General features: G+C 61.5%; 15 protein-coding genes. 13 read left to right on the top strand and 2 right to left on the bottom strand.

Going from position 1 to position 12,581, the window contains the following annotated elements:
- Window positions 1-4 precede the first annotated feature (4 nt).
- Window positions 5-976, bottom strand: a complete 972-nt coding sequence (locus KEM63_RS13700; protein WP_423747810.1) for a KpsF/GutQ family sugar-phosphate isomerase — start codon at window positions 974-976, stop codon at window positions 5-7.
- 200 nt (window positions 977-1,176) lie between these two features.
- On the opposite strand from KEM63_RS13700, the gene KEM63_RS13695 reads away from it, so the two are divergent.
- The 10 genes from KEM63_RS13695 (at window position 1,177) to hisC (ending at window position 8,944) form a co-directional block, all read left to right on the top strand.
- Complete coding sequence (locus tag KEM63_RS13695; RefSeq protein WP_223652572.1) at window positions 1,177-1,995, top strand: ATP-binding cassette domain-containing protein; 819 nt, start codon at window positions 1,177-1,179, stop codon at window positions 1,993-1,995.
- Window positions 1,992-2,771 (top strand): lipid asymmetry maintenance ABC transporter permease subunit MlaE, encoded by a 780-nt coding sequence (gene mlaE / locus KEM63_RS13690; protein WP_223652570.1) that lies wholly within the window; start codon window positions 1,992-1,994, stop codon window positions 2,769-2,771. Before KEM63_RS13695 ends, mlaE begins: the two co-directional genes overlap by 4 nt.
- 19 nt (window positions 2,772-2,790) lie before the next feature.
- Window positions 2,791-3,255, top strand: a complete 465-nt coding sequence (mlaD, locus tag KEM63_RS13685) for an outer membrane lipid asymmetry maintenance protein MlaD (protein WP_223652561.1) — start codon at window positions 2,791-2,793, stop codon at window positions 3,253-3,255.
- A gap of 15 nt (window positions 3,256-3,270) precedes the next feature.
- Window positions 3,271-3,915, top strand: a complete 645-nt coding sequence (locus tag KEM63_RS13680) for an MlaC/ttg2D family ABC transporter substrate-binding protein (protein ID WP_223652559.1) — start codon at window positions 3,271-3,273, stop codon at window positions 3,913-3,915.
- Entirely contained in the window at window positions 3,912-4,232 is a 321-nt protein-coding gene (locus KEM63_RS13675) for an STAS domain-containing protein (protein WP_223652557.1), read from the top strand. Before KEM63_RS13680 ends, KEM63_RS13675 begins: the two co-directional genes overlap by 4 nt.
- A 33-nt stretch (window positions 4,233-4,265) precedes the next feature.
- Window positions 4,266-4,505, top strand: coding sequence for a BolA family protein (locus tag KEM63_RS13670; protein ID WP_223652555.1), 240 nt, complete (start codon window positions 4,266-4,268; stop codon window positions 4,503-4,505).
- Window positions 4,506-4,529: 24 nt separating this feature from the next.
- On the top strand, window positions 4,530-5,795 hold the full coding sequence (gene murA, locus KEM63_RS13665) for a UDP-N-acetylglucosamine 1-carboxyvinyltransferase (RefSeq protein WP_223652553.1): 1,266 nt from the start codon (window positions 4,530-4,532) through the stop codon (window positions 5,793-5,795).
- Between the two features lie 7 nt (window positions 5,796-5,802).
- On the top strand, window positions 5,803-6,444 hold the full coding sequence (gene hisG / locus KEM63_RS13660; RefSeq protein ID WP_223652551.1) for an ATP phosphoribosyltransferase: 642 nt from the start codon (window positions 5,803-5,805) through the stop codon (window positions 6,442-6,444).
- A 27-nt stretch (window positions 6,445-6,471) separates the two neighbouring features.
- Window positions 6,472-7,782, top strand: a complete 1,311-nt coding sequence (hisD, locus tag KEM63_RS13655) for a histidinol dehydrogenase (protein ID WP_223652549.1) — start codon at window positions 6,472-6,474, stop codon at window positions 7,780-7,782.
- 106 nt (window positions 7,783-7,888) lie between these two features.
- Window positions 7,889-8,944 carry a histidinol-phosphate transaminase gene (gene hisC / locus KEM63_RS13650; RefSeq protein ID WP_223652548.1) on the top strand — a complete coding sequence of 352 codons (1,056 nt, stop codon included), beginning with the start codon at window positions 7,889-7,891 and terminating at the stop codon, window positions 8,942-8,944.
- 15 nt (window positions 8,945-8,959) lie between these two features.
- On the opposite strand, the gene KEM63_RS13645 is transcribed toward hisC, so the two are convergent.
- Entirely contained in the window at window positions 8,960-10,102 is a 1,143-nt protein-coding gene (locus KEM63_RS13645) for a S1C family serine protease (RefSeq protein WP_223652546.1), read from the bottom strand.
- Window positions 10,103-10,243: 141 nt separating this feature from the next.
- Between KEM63_RS13645 and KEM63_RS13640 the strand changes: the two genes are divergently transcribed.
- The 3 genes from KEM63_RS13640 to KEM63_RS13630 all read left to right on the top strand — a co-directional run bounded on the left by KEM63_RS13640 (window position 10,244) and on the right by KEM63_RS13630 (window position 12,559).
- Window positions 10,244-11,002: a Nif3-like dinuclear metal center hexameric protein gene (locus KEM63_RS13640; protein WP_223652545.1), complete on the top strand. Its 759-nt coding sequence runs from the start codon at window positions 10,244-10,246 to the stop codon at window positions 11,000-11,002.
- Between the two features lie 267 nt (window positions 11,003-11,269).
- A complete protein-coding gene (gene cysD, locus KEM63_RS13635) occupies window positions 11,270-12,175 on the top strand; it encodes a sulfate adenylyltransferase subunit CysD (RefSeq protein WP_223652541.1) in 906 nt (301 codons plus the stop codon).
- Between the two features lie 36 nt (window positions 12,176-12,211).
- On the top strand, window positions 12,212-12,559 hold the full coding sequence (locus KEM63_RS13630; RefSeq protein ID WP_223652539.1) for a four helix bundle protein: 348 nt from the start codon (window positions 12,212-12,214) through the stop codon (window positions 12,557-12,559).
- Window positions 12,560-12,581: the final 22 nt, after the last annotated feature.

Genomic DNA, 12,581 nt, shown 5'->3' with positions numbered 1-12,581 from the left:
TGGCTCATACCACCCCCGCGCGCAGCAGGTCGTGCATGTTCAGGGCGCCCACCGGCCGGCCCTGGTCGTCCACGACGAACAGGCCGTTGATCTTCAGATCTTCCATGACCTTCAGCGCTTCGGCCGCCAGAATGCCCTGGGCCACGGTCTTGCAGCGCGCCGTCATCACCGAGGCGATGGAGGCGGTGCGCATGTCGACTTCGTGATCAAGCGTGCGACGCAGGTCGCCGTCGGTGAATATGCCACTGAGCCGGCCGTCGGTATCGACCACGCCGGTGAGCCCCAGGCCCTTGCGCGTCATCTCCAGCAGGGCATCGCGCAGCGGCGTGTCCGGGGCGACCAGCGGCATGCGTTCGCCGGCGTGCATGATGTCGTCGACCAGCAGCAGCAAGCGTCGACCCAGCGTGCCGCCCGGGTGCGAGAAGGCGAAGTCCTCGGCACTGAAGCCGCGTGCTTCGAGCAGCGCGATAGCCAGGGCATCGCCCATTACCAGTGCAGTGGTGGTGCTGGACGTGGGCGCCAGGTTCAGCGGGCAGGCCTCGACCTCCACGCCGGTATCGAGGTTGGCTACGGCGGCTCGGGCCAGCGTCGAGTCGGGGTTGCCGGTCAGGCTGATCATCGGAATGCCGAGGCGCTTGATCAGCGGCAGCAGGGTCACCACCTCGGCGGTATTACCCGAGTTGGAGAGGGCGATGAGCACGTCGTCGCGGGTCATCATTCCCATGTCGCCATGGCTGGCTTCGCCCGGATGCACGAAGAACGCCGGCGTGCCGGTGCTCGCCAGCGTCGCGGCAATCTTGCGTCCGATGTGGCCGGATTTGCCCATGCCGGTTACCACTACGCGGCCACGGCTTTGCAGCAGCGTTTCACAGGCGCGCTCGAAATGGCCATCGAGTCGTGACAGCAGCGTGTTGACTGCATCGCGCTCGAGATTGATGGTGCGCTGGGCCGAAGCTATAAAATCGAAATCGGGCATGGGTCGGCTACTGGTCATGGATCAGCCGGCAAGTATAACGACTTGTCGGGGTCAACTCACCTGTAGCAATGGAAATGCGGCTTTGCCAACTCTGTTCGGTTAGTAGATGTTGCACTGCTTGGGTGCGGCAGGGCGAACTGGTATATTGGCGCGTCATTTTTTCCGGCCGCTGCCGGTAGCAAGGGATGGATCACGCAGACATGGCCGCTTCCTCGGATTACATCGTCGATTTGCAGAAGGTGTGCTTCAGCCGCTCGGGCCGAACCATCTTCGACAGCGTCGACATTCGCATTCCGCGCGGGAAGGTCACCGGCATCATGGGGCCATCGGGCTGCGGCAAGACCACCCTGTTGCGCCTGATCGGCGCTCAGCTGCGGCCGGACAGCGGCTCCATCCTGGTCAATGGTCAGGACATCCCCCGGCTTGGCCGCGAGGAGCTGTTCGAGGCGCGTCAGCACATGGGCATGCTGTTTCAGTCCGGCGCGCTGTTCACCGATCTCGATGTGTTCGAGAACGTCGCCTTTCCGCTGCGCGTACATACCTCTCTGCCCGAAGACATGATTCGCGACATCGTACTGCTCAAGCTGCAGGCGGTGGGGCTGCGTGGCGCCCTGAAACTCATGCCGGACGAACTGTCCGGCGGCATGAAGCGCCGCGTGGCGCTGGCTCGGGCCATTGCGCTGGATCCGGAATTGATGATGTATGACGAGCCGTTCGTCGGCCAGGACCCTATCTCCATGGGCGTGCTGGTACGCCTGATCCGGCTGCTCAACGATGCGCTGGGGCTGACCAGTATCGTTGTGTCGCACGATCTGGCCGAAACCGCCAGCATCGCGGACTACCTGTATGTGGTCGGCGACGGTCAGGTGCTGGGGCAGGGCGAGCCGGACGAGCTGATGAATTCGGATAATCCGCGTATCCGCCAGTTCATGCAGGGCGAGCCCGATGGACCGGTGCCGTTCCACTATCCTGCGCATGATTACGTGCAGGATCTGCTCGGCAGGGAGGGCAAGCGATGAGCGCCGTTGATCGCCTCGCCCGCCTTGGCCGCGTCGGGCTTGACGTACTGGCCGCCCTGGGTCGCTCCGGCATCTTTTTGTTTCTGGCGCTGTTCGGTCGAGCGCGCTTCGGTAACGGGTGGCAGCTGCTGTTGCGTCAGCTGTTCTCGGTCGGTGTCCTGTCGCTGCCGATCATCATCGTGTCCGGCCTGTTCATCGGCATGGTGCTGGCGCTGCAGGGCTACAACATTCTGGTGAGTTACGGCTCGGAGCAGGCGGTCGGCCAGATGGTCGCGCTGACGCTGTTGCGTGAACTGGGTCCGGTCGTCACCGGCTTGCTGTTCGCCGGCCGGGCTGGCTCGGCGCTTACCGCTGAAATCGGTCTGATGAAAACCACCGAGCAGCTGTCGAGCCTGGAAATGATCGGGGTCGATCCCCTGAAGTATGTCGTAGCCCCACGACTATGGGCCGGTTTCATCTCCATGCCGTTGCTGTCGCTGATCTTCTGCGTCGTCGGGATCTGGGGCGGCGCAATGGTCGCGGTGGACTGGTTGGGGGTATACTCCGGCTCCTATTGGGTCAACATGCAGAACGCAGTGCAGTTCAGCGATGACGTGCTCAACGGGCTCATCAAGGCGGTGGTCTTCGCCTTCGTCATTACCTGGATCGCCGTGTTCCAGGGTCATGACTGCGAGCCGACATCCGAGGGCATCAGCCGTGCGACGACCCGGACTGTCGTCTATGCATCCCTGGCCGTGCTGGGCCTGGATTTCATTCTTACCGCTCTGATGTTCTGAACCTCAAGGACTTTGCACCATGCGTACGCGTTCTCTGGAACTGACCGTTGGTCTGTTCATTCTGGCCGGGGTGCTTGCCCTGGTGGTACTGGCTCTGCGCGTCAGCGGCCTGACTTCGGTCACGTCCGGCGATACCTACAAGGTCTATGCGCATTTCGACAACGTAGCCGGACTCACGCCTCGGGCGAAAGTCACCATGGCCGGTGTGACCATTGGCCAGGTAACCGACATCACATTCGACAAGAACCGCTACACGGGCTTTGTCGAAATGGCGATTGACGCAAACGTAAATACCTTGCCGGCTGACAGCGCCGCCTCGATCGTTACCGCAGGCCTGCTTGGTGAAAAATACGTGGGGATTTCCGTCGGCGGCGAGGACGAACTGCTTGCCGACGGCGACGAGATTCTCGACACCCAGTCAGCGCTGGTGCTGGAAGAGCTGATCGGACGTTTCCTGCTCAACACTGTCAGTACCGAAGACTGATTACCGGAGATTCGCATGCACACGCTTACCAGGTTTGCTGCTGTTCTGATGCTGTCCCTGTCGTGGATGGCCCATGCTGCCGAGACACCGCAGCAGGTCGTTGAGCGCACCTCCAAGCAGGTGATGGAGGTGCTGGACGAAAACCGTGAAACCTACCGCAAGGATAGCGAGGCCTTCCTCAAGGGACTCAACGAGGTTCTTGATCCGGTCGTGGACTTCGACGGCATCGCCCGCAGCGTCATGACCGTCCGTTACAGCCGCAGCGCCAGCGAAGAACAGATGCAGCGGTTCATTGAAACTTTCAAGCGCAGCATGGTCCAGTTCTATGGCAATGCACTGCTCGAATTCGATAGCGGCGACATCAAGGTCCTGCCGGCCAGCAGTCGTGACCAGCAAGGCTCGGATCGCGCCAGCGTGAACATGGAAATCCGCGCCGATAACGGCAACGTCTATCCGGTGACCTATACCATGGTCAACCTGGACGGGCAGTGGAAGGTGCGCAACGTGATCGTCGAAGGCATCAACATCGGTCTGCTGTTCCGCGATCAATTCGCACAGGCGATGCAGGCCAACCGCAACGATCTGGATGCGGTAATCGCCAACTGGGGCGGTGTGGTCGCCCAGTCGCGCGAAAAGGTCAAGCAAGAGGTCGCCGAGTGAGTATTCGCCTGCTCGCCGACCAGCCTGACCGATTGCGGCTTGAAGGCGAGCTTGATTTCGCCTCTGCCGTGACGCTGCGCCCCGAGCTGGAGCGGCAGGTCAGTGCCGCCGGCCCATCGGTGCTTCTGGATATGAGCGGCGTGACGCGGGTCAATAGCGTCGGCCTTTCGCTGATACTGGTTGCCGCTCGTATCGTCGAGGCGCAGGGTGGCTCGCTATCGGTCAGCGGGGTCCCCGAGGGACTGCAGAGCATGGCAGTCGTATGCGGCCTTGACCAATGGCTCGACTCGATTGCCGTGTCGACCAGCGCGGGTTAACGTACCGCCCTTCACCGAAACCGGAGAATTACCATGCAGGCCAACGAGGTCAAGCAACTGATCGAATCGCAGTTACCCGGCACCGACGTTGCGGTCGAGGGCGAGGGCTGTAATTTTCAGCTGCTGGTGATCAGCGACGAACTGGCCGCGCTGTCGCCCGTCAAGCGTCAGCAGCAGATCTACGCGTTGCTCAATGAGCGCATCGCAGACGGCAGCATTCACGCCGTAACCATGAAATTCTTTACTCGCGAAGCCTGGGCGGCCCGTCCCTGACGGCTCGCCAACAAGAGATTCCGTATGGACAAGTTGATCATCACCGGCGGCAATCGTCTCGACGGTGAAATTCGTATTTCCGGTGCCAAGAACTCGGCATTGCCGATCCTCGCGGCCACCCTCCTGGCTGACGACGCCGTCACCATCTGCAACCTTCCGCACCTGCACGATATCACCACCATGATCGAGCTGTTCGGTCGCATGGGTGTGCAGCCGATTCTCGACGAGCGCATGAACGTGGAGGTCGATCCGCGCAGCATCACGACGCTGGTCGCGCCGTATGAGCTGGTCAAGACCATGCGCGCCTCGATTCTGGTGCTCGGCCCCATGGTTGCGCACTTCGGTCAGGCGGAGGTGGCATTGCCGGGTGGCTGCGCCATCGGTTCGCGCCCGGTCGATCTGCACATTCGCGGTCTGCAGGCGATGGGCGCGGAAATCACCGTTGAAGGTGGCTACATCAAGGCCAAGGCGCCTGAAGGTGGGCTGCGTGGCGCGCACTTCTTCTTCGACACCGTCAGTGTGACCGGCACCGAAAACATTCTCATGGCAGCGACCCTGGCGAAGGGTCGTACCGTACTGGAAAATGCCGCCCGCGAACCGGAAGTCGTCGATCTGGCCGAATGTCTGATCGCCATGGGCGCCGACATCAAGGGCCATGGCACCGACACCATCACGATCAATGGCGTCGAGCGGCTGCATGGCGCGCGCTATTCGGTCATGCCTGACCGCATCGAAACCGGAACCTATCTGGTCGCGGCAGCCGCGACACGTGGCCGCGTTAAGCTCAAGGAAACCGATCCCACCATTCTCGAATCCGTGCTGCTGAAGCTGGAAGAGGCCGGCGCGCAGATCGAGACCGGCAAGAACTGGATCAGTCTGGACATGAAGGGCAATCGTCCGCGTGCGGTCAGCCTGCGCACCGCACCGTACCCGGCGTTCCCCACCGACATGCAGGCGCAGTTCATTGCCATGAACGCGGTCGCCGAGGGCGTCGGCACGGTGGTCGAGACGATCTTCGAAAATCGCTTCATGCACGTTCAGGAAATGAACCGCATGGGTTCGAAGATCACCATCGAGGGCAACACTGCAATCGTCACCGGTGTCGAGACGCTCAAGGGTGCACCGGTCATGGCTACCGACCTGCGTGCGTCGGCGAGTCTGATCATCGCGGGGCTGGTAGCGGAAGGCGACACGCTGGTCGACCGCATCTACCATGTCGATCGCGGTTACGAGTGCATCGAAGAAAAACTTCAGGCGCTTGGCGCCAGTATTCGCCGGGTACCCTCCTGAGGAGCTTATGAGCCAGACCCTGACCATCGCGCTTTCCAAGGGACGGATCCTCGACGATACCCTGCCGCTGTTGAAGCAGGCAGGTATCGAACCGGTGGAAGATCTGGAAAAGAGTCGCAAGCTGATCTTCACCACGACCGATCCGGACGTGCGTCTGTTGATCGTCCGCGCGACCGATGTGCCGACCTATGTCGAACACGGCGCCGCCGATCTCGGCGTTGCCGGCAAGGACGTGCTGATGGAGTATGCCAGTCAGGGCCTGTACGAGCCGCTCGACCTGAAGATCGCCAACTGCAAGCTGATGACTGCCGGGCCGGTGAATACGCCTGAGCCGACCGGGCGCCTGCGCGTGGCCACCAAGTTCGTCAACGTGGCTCGCCGGTACTATGCCGAGCAGGGCCGGCAGGTCGAAGTCATCAAGCTGTACGGCTCGATGGAGCTGGCGCCGCTGGTAGGCCTGGCCGACAAGATCATCGATGTGGTCGACACCGGCAATACGCTCAAGGCCAATGGTCTCGAGCCGCAGGAGCTGATCGCTCACATCAGCTCGCGGTTGATCGTCAACAAGGCTTCGATGAAGATGAAGCATGCCCGTATCAAGGCTCTGATCGAAGTACTGCGCGAAGCGGTAGACACCCGCGCCAGCTGATCCGTAATCAATCCCAAGGTGAACGCCATGAGCAAGCCGTTGAATATCGTCCGTCTCGATGCCAATCAGGCTGATTTCGGTCGCCATCTCGACGCGCTGCTGGCCTGGGAAGGGGTGTCCGACAAGGCGGTGAATGACCGCGTCGAGGAAATCATCGCGGCGGTCCGCGAGCGTGGCGATGCGGCCGTAGTGGAATACACCGCGCGCTTCGACTCCCTCGACGTGGCTCGCATGGACGACCTGATTCTCGACCGGGCCCGTCTGGAGCTGGCGCTGGAACGCATTACTCCTGCTCAGCGGGAGGCCCTGGAAGTTGCCGCCGAGCGTGTGCGCAGCTATCACGAGAAGCAGTGTCAGGAATCCTGGCGCTACACCGAACCCAGTGGAACCGTGCTGGGTCAGCAGATCACTCCGCTCGATCGCGCCGGGCTTTATGTGCCGGGCGGCAAGGCTTCCTACCCGTCATCGGTACTGATGAACGCCATTCCGGCAAAGGTCGCAGGTGTGCCGGAAGTCGTGATGATGGTCCCCACGCCGCGTGGAGAGATCAACGAGCTGGTATTGGCCGCCGCCTGTCTGGCCGGTGTCGACCGGGTGTTTACCGTCGGTGGCGCCCAGGCCGTGGCTGCCCTGGCCTACGGCACGGAGAGCGTGCCGCGGGTGGACAAGATCGTCGGTCCGGGCAACATTTATGTGGCGACCGCCAAGCGCGCCGTATTCGGGCAGGTCGGCATCGACATGATCGCCGGACCCTCGGAAATTCTGGTCGTCTGTGACGGTCAGACCGATCCGGACTGGATAGCCATGGATCTGTTCTCGCAGGCCGAGCACGACGAGGACGCGCAGTCGATCCTGCTGTCGCCAGACGCCGCTTTCCTGGACGCGGTCGAAGCGAGCCTCAACCGCCTGATCGGTGAGCTGGAGCGCGCGGACATGGTACGTGTCTCGTTGGAGAACCGCGGTGCGCTGATCAAGGTTGACAGTCTCGAGCAGGCCTGCGAGGTCTCCAACCGAATTGCCCCGGAACATCTGGAACTGTCGGTGGCGGATCCGGAAGCGCTTCTGCCGTCGATTCGTCATGCGGGTGCGATCTTCATGGGTCGCTTCACTCCCGAAGCGCTGGGTGATTACTGTGCCGGTCCGAACCACGTTCTGCCGACCTCGGGCACGGCGCGTTTCTCTTCGCCGCTGGGCGTGTACGACTTCCAGAAGCGTTCATCCATCATCTTTTGTTCCCCGCAGGGCGCCTCGGACCTGGCGCGCACCGCCTCGGTACTGGCCCGCGGCGAAAGCCTGACCGCCCACGCGCGCAGCGCTGAATACCGAATCAAGAATTGAAGCGACAAGCAGCAAGCGGCAAGCGGCAAGCGACAGGTCGGCCAATCTCATGCGATCAACTTGCAGCTTGCAGCTTAAAGCTTGCAGCTCTCCAAAGGAGATCGATGTGAGCCGTTTCTGGAGTCCTTTCGTTCGCAGTCTGGTGCCTTACGTGCCGGGCGAGCAGCCGAAGCTGGCCAATCTGGTCAAGCTCAACACCAACGAAAACCCCTATGGGCCGTCGCCGCGGGTGATCGAGGCGATTCGTGCCGAGCTGGGCGATACCCTGCGCCTGTATCCCGCGCCAAATGCCGACGCCCTCAAGCAGAGCATCGCCAACTACTACGGTGTATCCACCGACCAGGTCTTCGTCGGCAACGGCTCGGACGAAGTGCTGGCGCACGTCTTTCACGGGCTGTTTCAGCATGGCAGGCCGCTGCTCTTTCCGGATATCACCTACAGCTTCTATCCGGTCTACTGCGGCCTTTACGGTATCGAGCCGCAGCCGGTGGCGCTGCGCGACGATTTCTCGATCGATGTGGAAGACTACCGCAGGCCCAACGGCGGAATCATCTTCCCCAACCCGAACGCGCCGACCGGTGTGCCGCTGGGGCTGGACCGGATCGAACAGCTGCTCGAGGCCAACAGGGCGTCGGTCGTGGTTGTTGACGAAGCCTACGTCGATTTCGGCGGCGAAACCGCCATCGGTCTGGTTGATCGGTACCCGAACCTGCTTGTGACCCAGACGCTGTCCAAGTCGCGCTCGCTGGCTGGTCTGCGGGTGGGTCTTGCGGTCGGGCACAGGGATCTGATCGAGGCGCTTGAGCGGATCAAGAACAGTTTCAATTCCTACCCGCTGGACCGACTGGCAATTGTTGGCGCGGTTGCGGCTTTCGAAGACCGGCAGTGGTTCGATGACAGCCGCAACAAGGTGATCGCCAGCCGTGAGACGTTGGCCCGGCAGCTGGAACAGCTTGGATTCGCCGTGCTGCCGTCGGCTGCCAACTTCGTGTTCGCACGCCACAGTACGCGTGACGCAGCCGAGCTGGCCCAGGGCTTGCGCGAGCAGGGCGTGATCGTCCGGCACTTCCGTCAGCCGCGCATTGACCAGTTCCTGCGGATAACGATTGGCACGCCGGAGCAGAATCAGGCCCTGCTGGCGGCGCTGCGGACCCTGATCTGACCCGACGCGCTGGCGTCAGGGCTTGAAGCTTGGGCGTACGCCCACTTCCGCCCGGAAGCTTTTGATCGCGCCCTTGCGGGACACGCGCATCGAGACGGACTCGCCCGGCTTGGCGCGCGCCACCTGATTCATTGCGCTGCGCCCATTGATGGCCGGCTGGCCGTCGATGCTCAGGATGACGTCGCCGGGCTTCAGACCCGCCTGCCAGGCGGGCCCCTCGCGGTACAGACCAGAGATAACGATCCCCTGGCCGAACTCCAGGCCTGCCTCGGCCGCCTGTTCCGGCGTCAGCGGTTGTACTTCTACCCCCAGCCAGCCGCGTATGACACGGCCGTTGGCGATGATTGCCTGCATGACCTCGGTAGCCAGCCGGGCAGGAATCGCGAATCCGATGCCCTGGGAGCCGCCCGACTGGGAGAAGATAGCGGTGTTAATGCCGATCAGGTTGCCGTGTGCATCGATCAGTGCACCGCCTGAGTTGCCCTGGTTGATCGCCGCATCGGTCTGGATGAAATCCTCGTAGGTGTTGAGTCCCAGTTGGTTGCGCCCGGTTGCGCTGATGATGCCCATGGTGACGGTCTGGCCGAGACCGAACGGGTTGCCGATGGCCATCACCACGTCGCCGGTGCGCTGGTCTTCTGCCGGGCTGATGGTCACGGCGGGCAGATTCGGCAGATCGATCTTTAGCACCGCAAGATCCGTCTCTGGATCGGTCCCGATGAGTCGGGCGATGGTTTCACGGCCATCCTGCAACGCGACGAGGATCTCGTCGGCATCGGCTATCACGTGATTGTTGGTCAGCAGATAGCCGTCGCTGCTGAGAATTACCGCCGATCCCAGGCTTGACTGTCGCCGGGCGGCGCCTGGAAGGTTGTCGGTATAGTCGCGCAGTGTGGGATTCTGTTGATCAGGCTGCGGTGGGGTAACTTCCTTGCTGGTAAAGATGCTGGCTACCGCGGGCGCAGCACGGCGTACCGCCGAGCTGTACGAGACAGGTCCCGAGGTGTTCGCAACGCGCTCAGGCTCGGGGAGCATCTGAATTTCCACGTTGCCGCCCGGCGCAATCCCCAGCCACTGGGGGAAGGCTTCGATGACCAGCAGCGACAACAGCAGCCCCCAGGTGATGGGCCAGCCGAGGCTTCGCAAGTGTTCCTTCATCAGTGTGTTCCTTCGGTTACCGGGTGCAGAGCGAGCCAATCGCGCATTATAGGTCGCGGCATCCGGCGTGTAGAGGGCTGGCCTTGAAATGCAGCGGCGGGATGCCGAAAATGACGGCTTTGTCGCGTCCCGGAGATTGCCATGATAGAGCGTACAGCGCTGGTGCAGTACTGCGATGAGCTGTTGGAAAAGCAGGCATTCCAGGACTACTGCCCCAATGGGCTGCAGGTGGAGGGTACGCCGCGCATCCAGCGCATCGTCACCGGTGTCACTGCCAGCCAGGCTCTGCTGGACGCAGCAGCCGAACGCCAGGCGCAACTGGTCCTGGTGCATCACGGTTATTTCTGGAAGGGAGAACCTTTACCGATTACAGGCATGCGCTACCGCCGGATCAAGACTCTCCTCGACAACGAGATGAGCTTGCTGGCGTATCACCTGCCGCTGGATGTACATGCCGAGCTGGGCAATAACGTTCAGCTCGCCCGTTTGCTGGGCTGGGAAATCGACGGTGGCCTCGAGCTCGGCAACCCGCGCTCCGTCGGGCTCGCCGGGCGGGTTCGTCAGGCGTGCTCCGGTGAGGCCTTCGCCCGATCACTGGAACAGGGGCTGGGCCGAGCACCGCTGCACATTGCAGGCAGCGACCGGCCCATCCGGCGCATCGCCTGGTGCACCGGCGGCGCGCAAGGCTACATTGAAAAAGCTGTCGCCCTCGGCGTCGATGCCTATATTACCGGAGAAGTCTCCGAGCCCACCGTGCACGCTGCGCGTGAACACGGCATCCACTTCTTCGCGGCAGGGCACCACGCTACCGAACGCTACGGTGTCAAAGCCCTGGGCGAGCACCTGGCAGAGCGCTTCGGCATCGAACATGAGTTTGTCGACATCGATAACCCGGCGTGAGCCGCGCAGCGGCTCCAGCGGGGAGCTGTAAGCTACAAGCTTCAAGCAAAACCTGTCGGCCAACCGAGCAACGCATGTCATCGCTCAAGTAGCTTATGGCTTGCCGCTTTCAGCTCGCCGCTGTATTCGGAAGCGCATTGCGCTTTCGAATATCGTTATAGCTCAAGGTTCTTGTCGGTGCGCTTATTATAAGCAACCTGCTTTGTTACAATGCCGCCAATTCGAATTAGGGATGCCCGGCGTCCCCCTTATCGTTGCGAGATAGCCATGCTGGAAAAACTGACTCACCTGAAGCAGCTTGAAGCGGAGAGCATCCACATCATTCGTGAAGTGGCAGCCGAGTTTCAGAACCCGGTCATGCTCTATTCGATCGGCAAGGATTCGGCAGTCATGCTGCATCTGGCCCGCAAGGCGTTCTATCCAGGCAAGTTGCCGTTCCCTGTTCTGCATGTGGATACCGGCTGGAAATTTCGCGAGATGTACAAGTTCCGCGAGAAGATGGTCAACGAGATGGATCTTGACCTGCTGGTTCATCAGAACCCCGAAGGTCTCGCCCAGGGCGTGAATCCGTTCACCCACGGCAGCGCAGTCCATACCGACGTGATGAAAACCCAGGGCCTGAAGCAGGCGCTGGACAAGTACGGCTTCGACGCCGCTTTCGGTGGTGCTCGCCGTGACGAGGAGAAGTCGCGCGCCAAGGAGCGCGTGTATTCGTTCCGTGACAAGCATCACCGCTGGGATCCGAAGAACCAGCGTCCGGAGCTGTGGAACATCTACAACGGCAAGGTGCACAAGGGCGAAAGCATTCGCGTGTTCCCGCTGTCGAACTGGACCGAGCTGGATATCTGGCAATACATCTATCTGGAAAGCATTCCGATCGTACCGCTGTACTTTGCCGCCGAGCGGCCCGTGGTCGAGCGCAACGGTTCGCTGATCATGGTCGACGACGAGCGCATGCCGCTGAACGAAGGCGAAGTGCCCGAAATGAAAATGGTCCGCTTCCGCACGCTGGGCTGCTATCCGCTGACCGGTGCCGTCGAGTCCAGTGCTGCGACGCTGCCGGATATCATCCAGGAAATGCTGCTGACACGTACGTCCGAGCGTCAGGGTCGCGTGATCGATCACGATCAAGCCGGCTCGATGGAAGAGAAGAAGCGTCAGGGGTACTTCTAAGGATGGCTGGAGGCGCGAAGCTGGAGGCTGGAAGAAATGGATTTCGAGAAGCTGGAAGTTTGGAAGCTTTCAGCCCGGCTTTCGGTAGACGTATACAAGCATTTTGCTGATAGCAGGGATTACGGTTTCAAAGATCAGATTACACGCGCCTCACTGTCGATCCCCAGCAATATTGCGGAAGGAATGACGCGCGAAGGTGATCGGGAAAAGCACCATTACCTGAGCGTGGCGAAGAGTTCATGCTCGGAGTTGAGAACACAAATTTACATTGGCTCGGAGGTAGGGTTTATACCTCGCGAGATCAGCGCAGACTGGGTAGGGCGTTGCAAGCGCATCGCATCAATGCTTTCCGGCCTGCAGCGCCTGTTGAGGCAGGCGCAGTGATCTCGTTGGGCACGGAGCAGTT

The sequence above is a fragment of the Halopseudomonas nanhaiensis genome, assembly GCF_020025155.1.
Classification (GTDB): Bacteria; Pseudomonadota; Gammaproteobacteria; order Pseudomonadales; family Pseudomonadaceae; genus Halopseudomonas; species Halopseudomonas nanhaiensis.
This window is presented reverse-complemented; position numbering and strand designations above follow the sequence as displayed.

What these genes read in the sequence shown, in the direction of transcription:
- KEM63_RS13700 (WP_423747810.1), bottom strand. Translation starts at nt 976, where the DNA reads ATGCCCGATTTCGATTTTATAGCTTCGGCCCAGCGCACCATCAATCTC.
- KEM63_RS13695 (WP_223652572.1), top strand. Translation starts at nt 1,177, where the DNA reads ATGGCCGCTTCCTCGGATTACATCGTCGATTTGCAGAAGGTGTGCTTC.
- mlaE (WP_223652570.1), top strand. Translation starts at nt 1,992, where the DNA reads ATGAGCGCCGTTGATCGCCTCGCCCGCCTTGGCCGCGTCGGGCTTGAC.
- mlaD (WP_223652561.1), top strand. Translation starts at nt 2,791, where the DNA reads ATGCGTACGCGTTCTCTGGAACTGACCGTTGGTCTGTTCATTCTGGCC.
- KEM63_RS13680 (WP_223652559.1), top strand. Translation starts at nt 3,271, where the DNA reads ATGCACACGCTTACCAGGTTTGCTGCTGTTCTGATGCTGTCCCTGTCG.
- KEM63_RS13670 (WP_223652555.1), top strand. Translation starts at nt 4,266, where the DNA reads ATGCAGGCCAACGAGGTCAAGCAACTGATCGAATCGCAGTTACCCGGC.
- murA (WP_223652553.1), top strand. Translation starts at nt 4,530, where the DNA reads ATGGACAAGTTGATCATCACCGGCGGCAATCGTCTCGACGGTGAAATT.
- hisG (WP_223652551.1), top strand. Translation starts at nt 5,803, where the DNA reads ATGAGCCAGACCCTGACCATCGCGCTTTCCAAGGGACGGATCCTCGAC.
- hisD (WP_223652549.1), top strand. Translation starts at nt 6,472, where the DNA reads ATGAGCAAGCCGTTGAATATCGTCCGTCTCGATGCCAATCAGGCTGAT.
- KEM63_RS13645 (WP_223652546.1), bottom strand. Translation starts at nt 10,102, where the DNA reads ATGAAGGAACACTTGCGAAGCCTCGGCTGGCCCATCACCTGGGGGCTG.
- KEM63_RS13640 (WP_223652545.1), top strand. Translation starts at nt 10,244, where the DNA reads ATGATAGAGCGTACAGCGCTGGTGCAGTACTGCGATGAGCTGTTGGAA.
- cysD (WP_223652541.1), top strand. Translation starts at nt 11,270, where the DNA reads ATGCTGGAAAAACTGACTCACCTGAAGCAGCTTGAAGCGGAGAGCATC.
- KEM63_RS13630 (WP_223652539.1), top strand. Translation starts at nt 12,212, where the DNA reads ATGGATTTCGAGAAGCTGGAAGTTTGGAAGCTTTCAGCCCGGCTTTCG.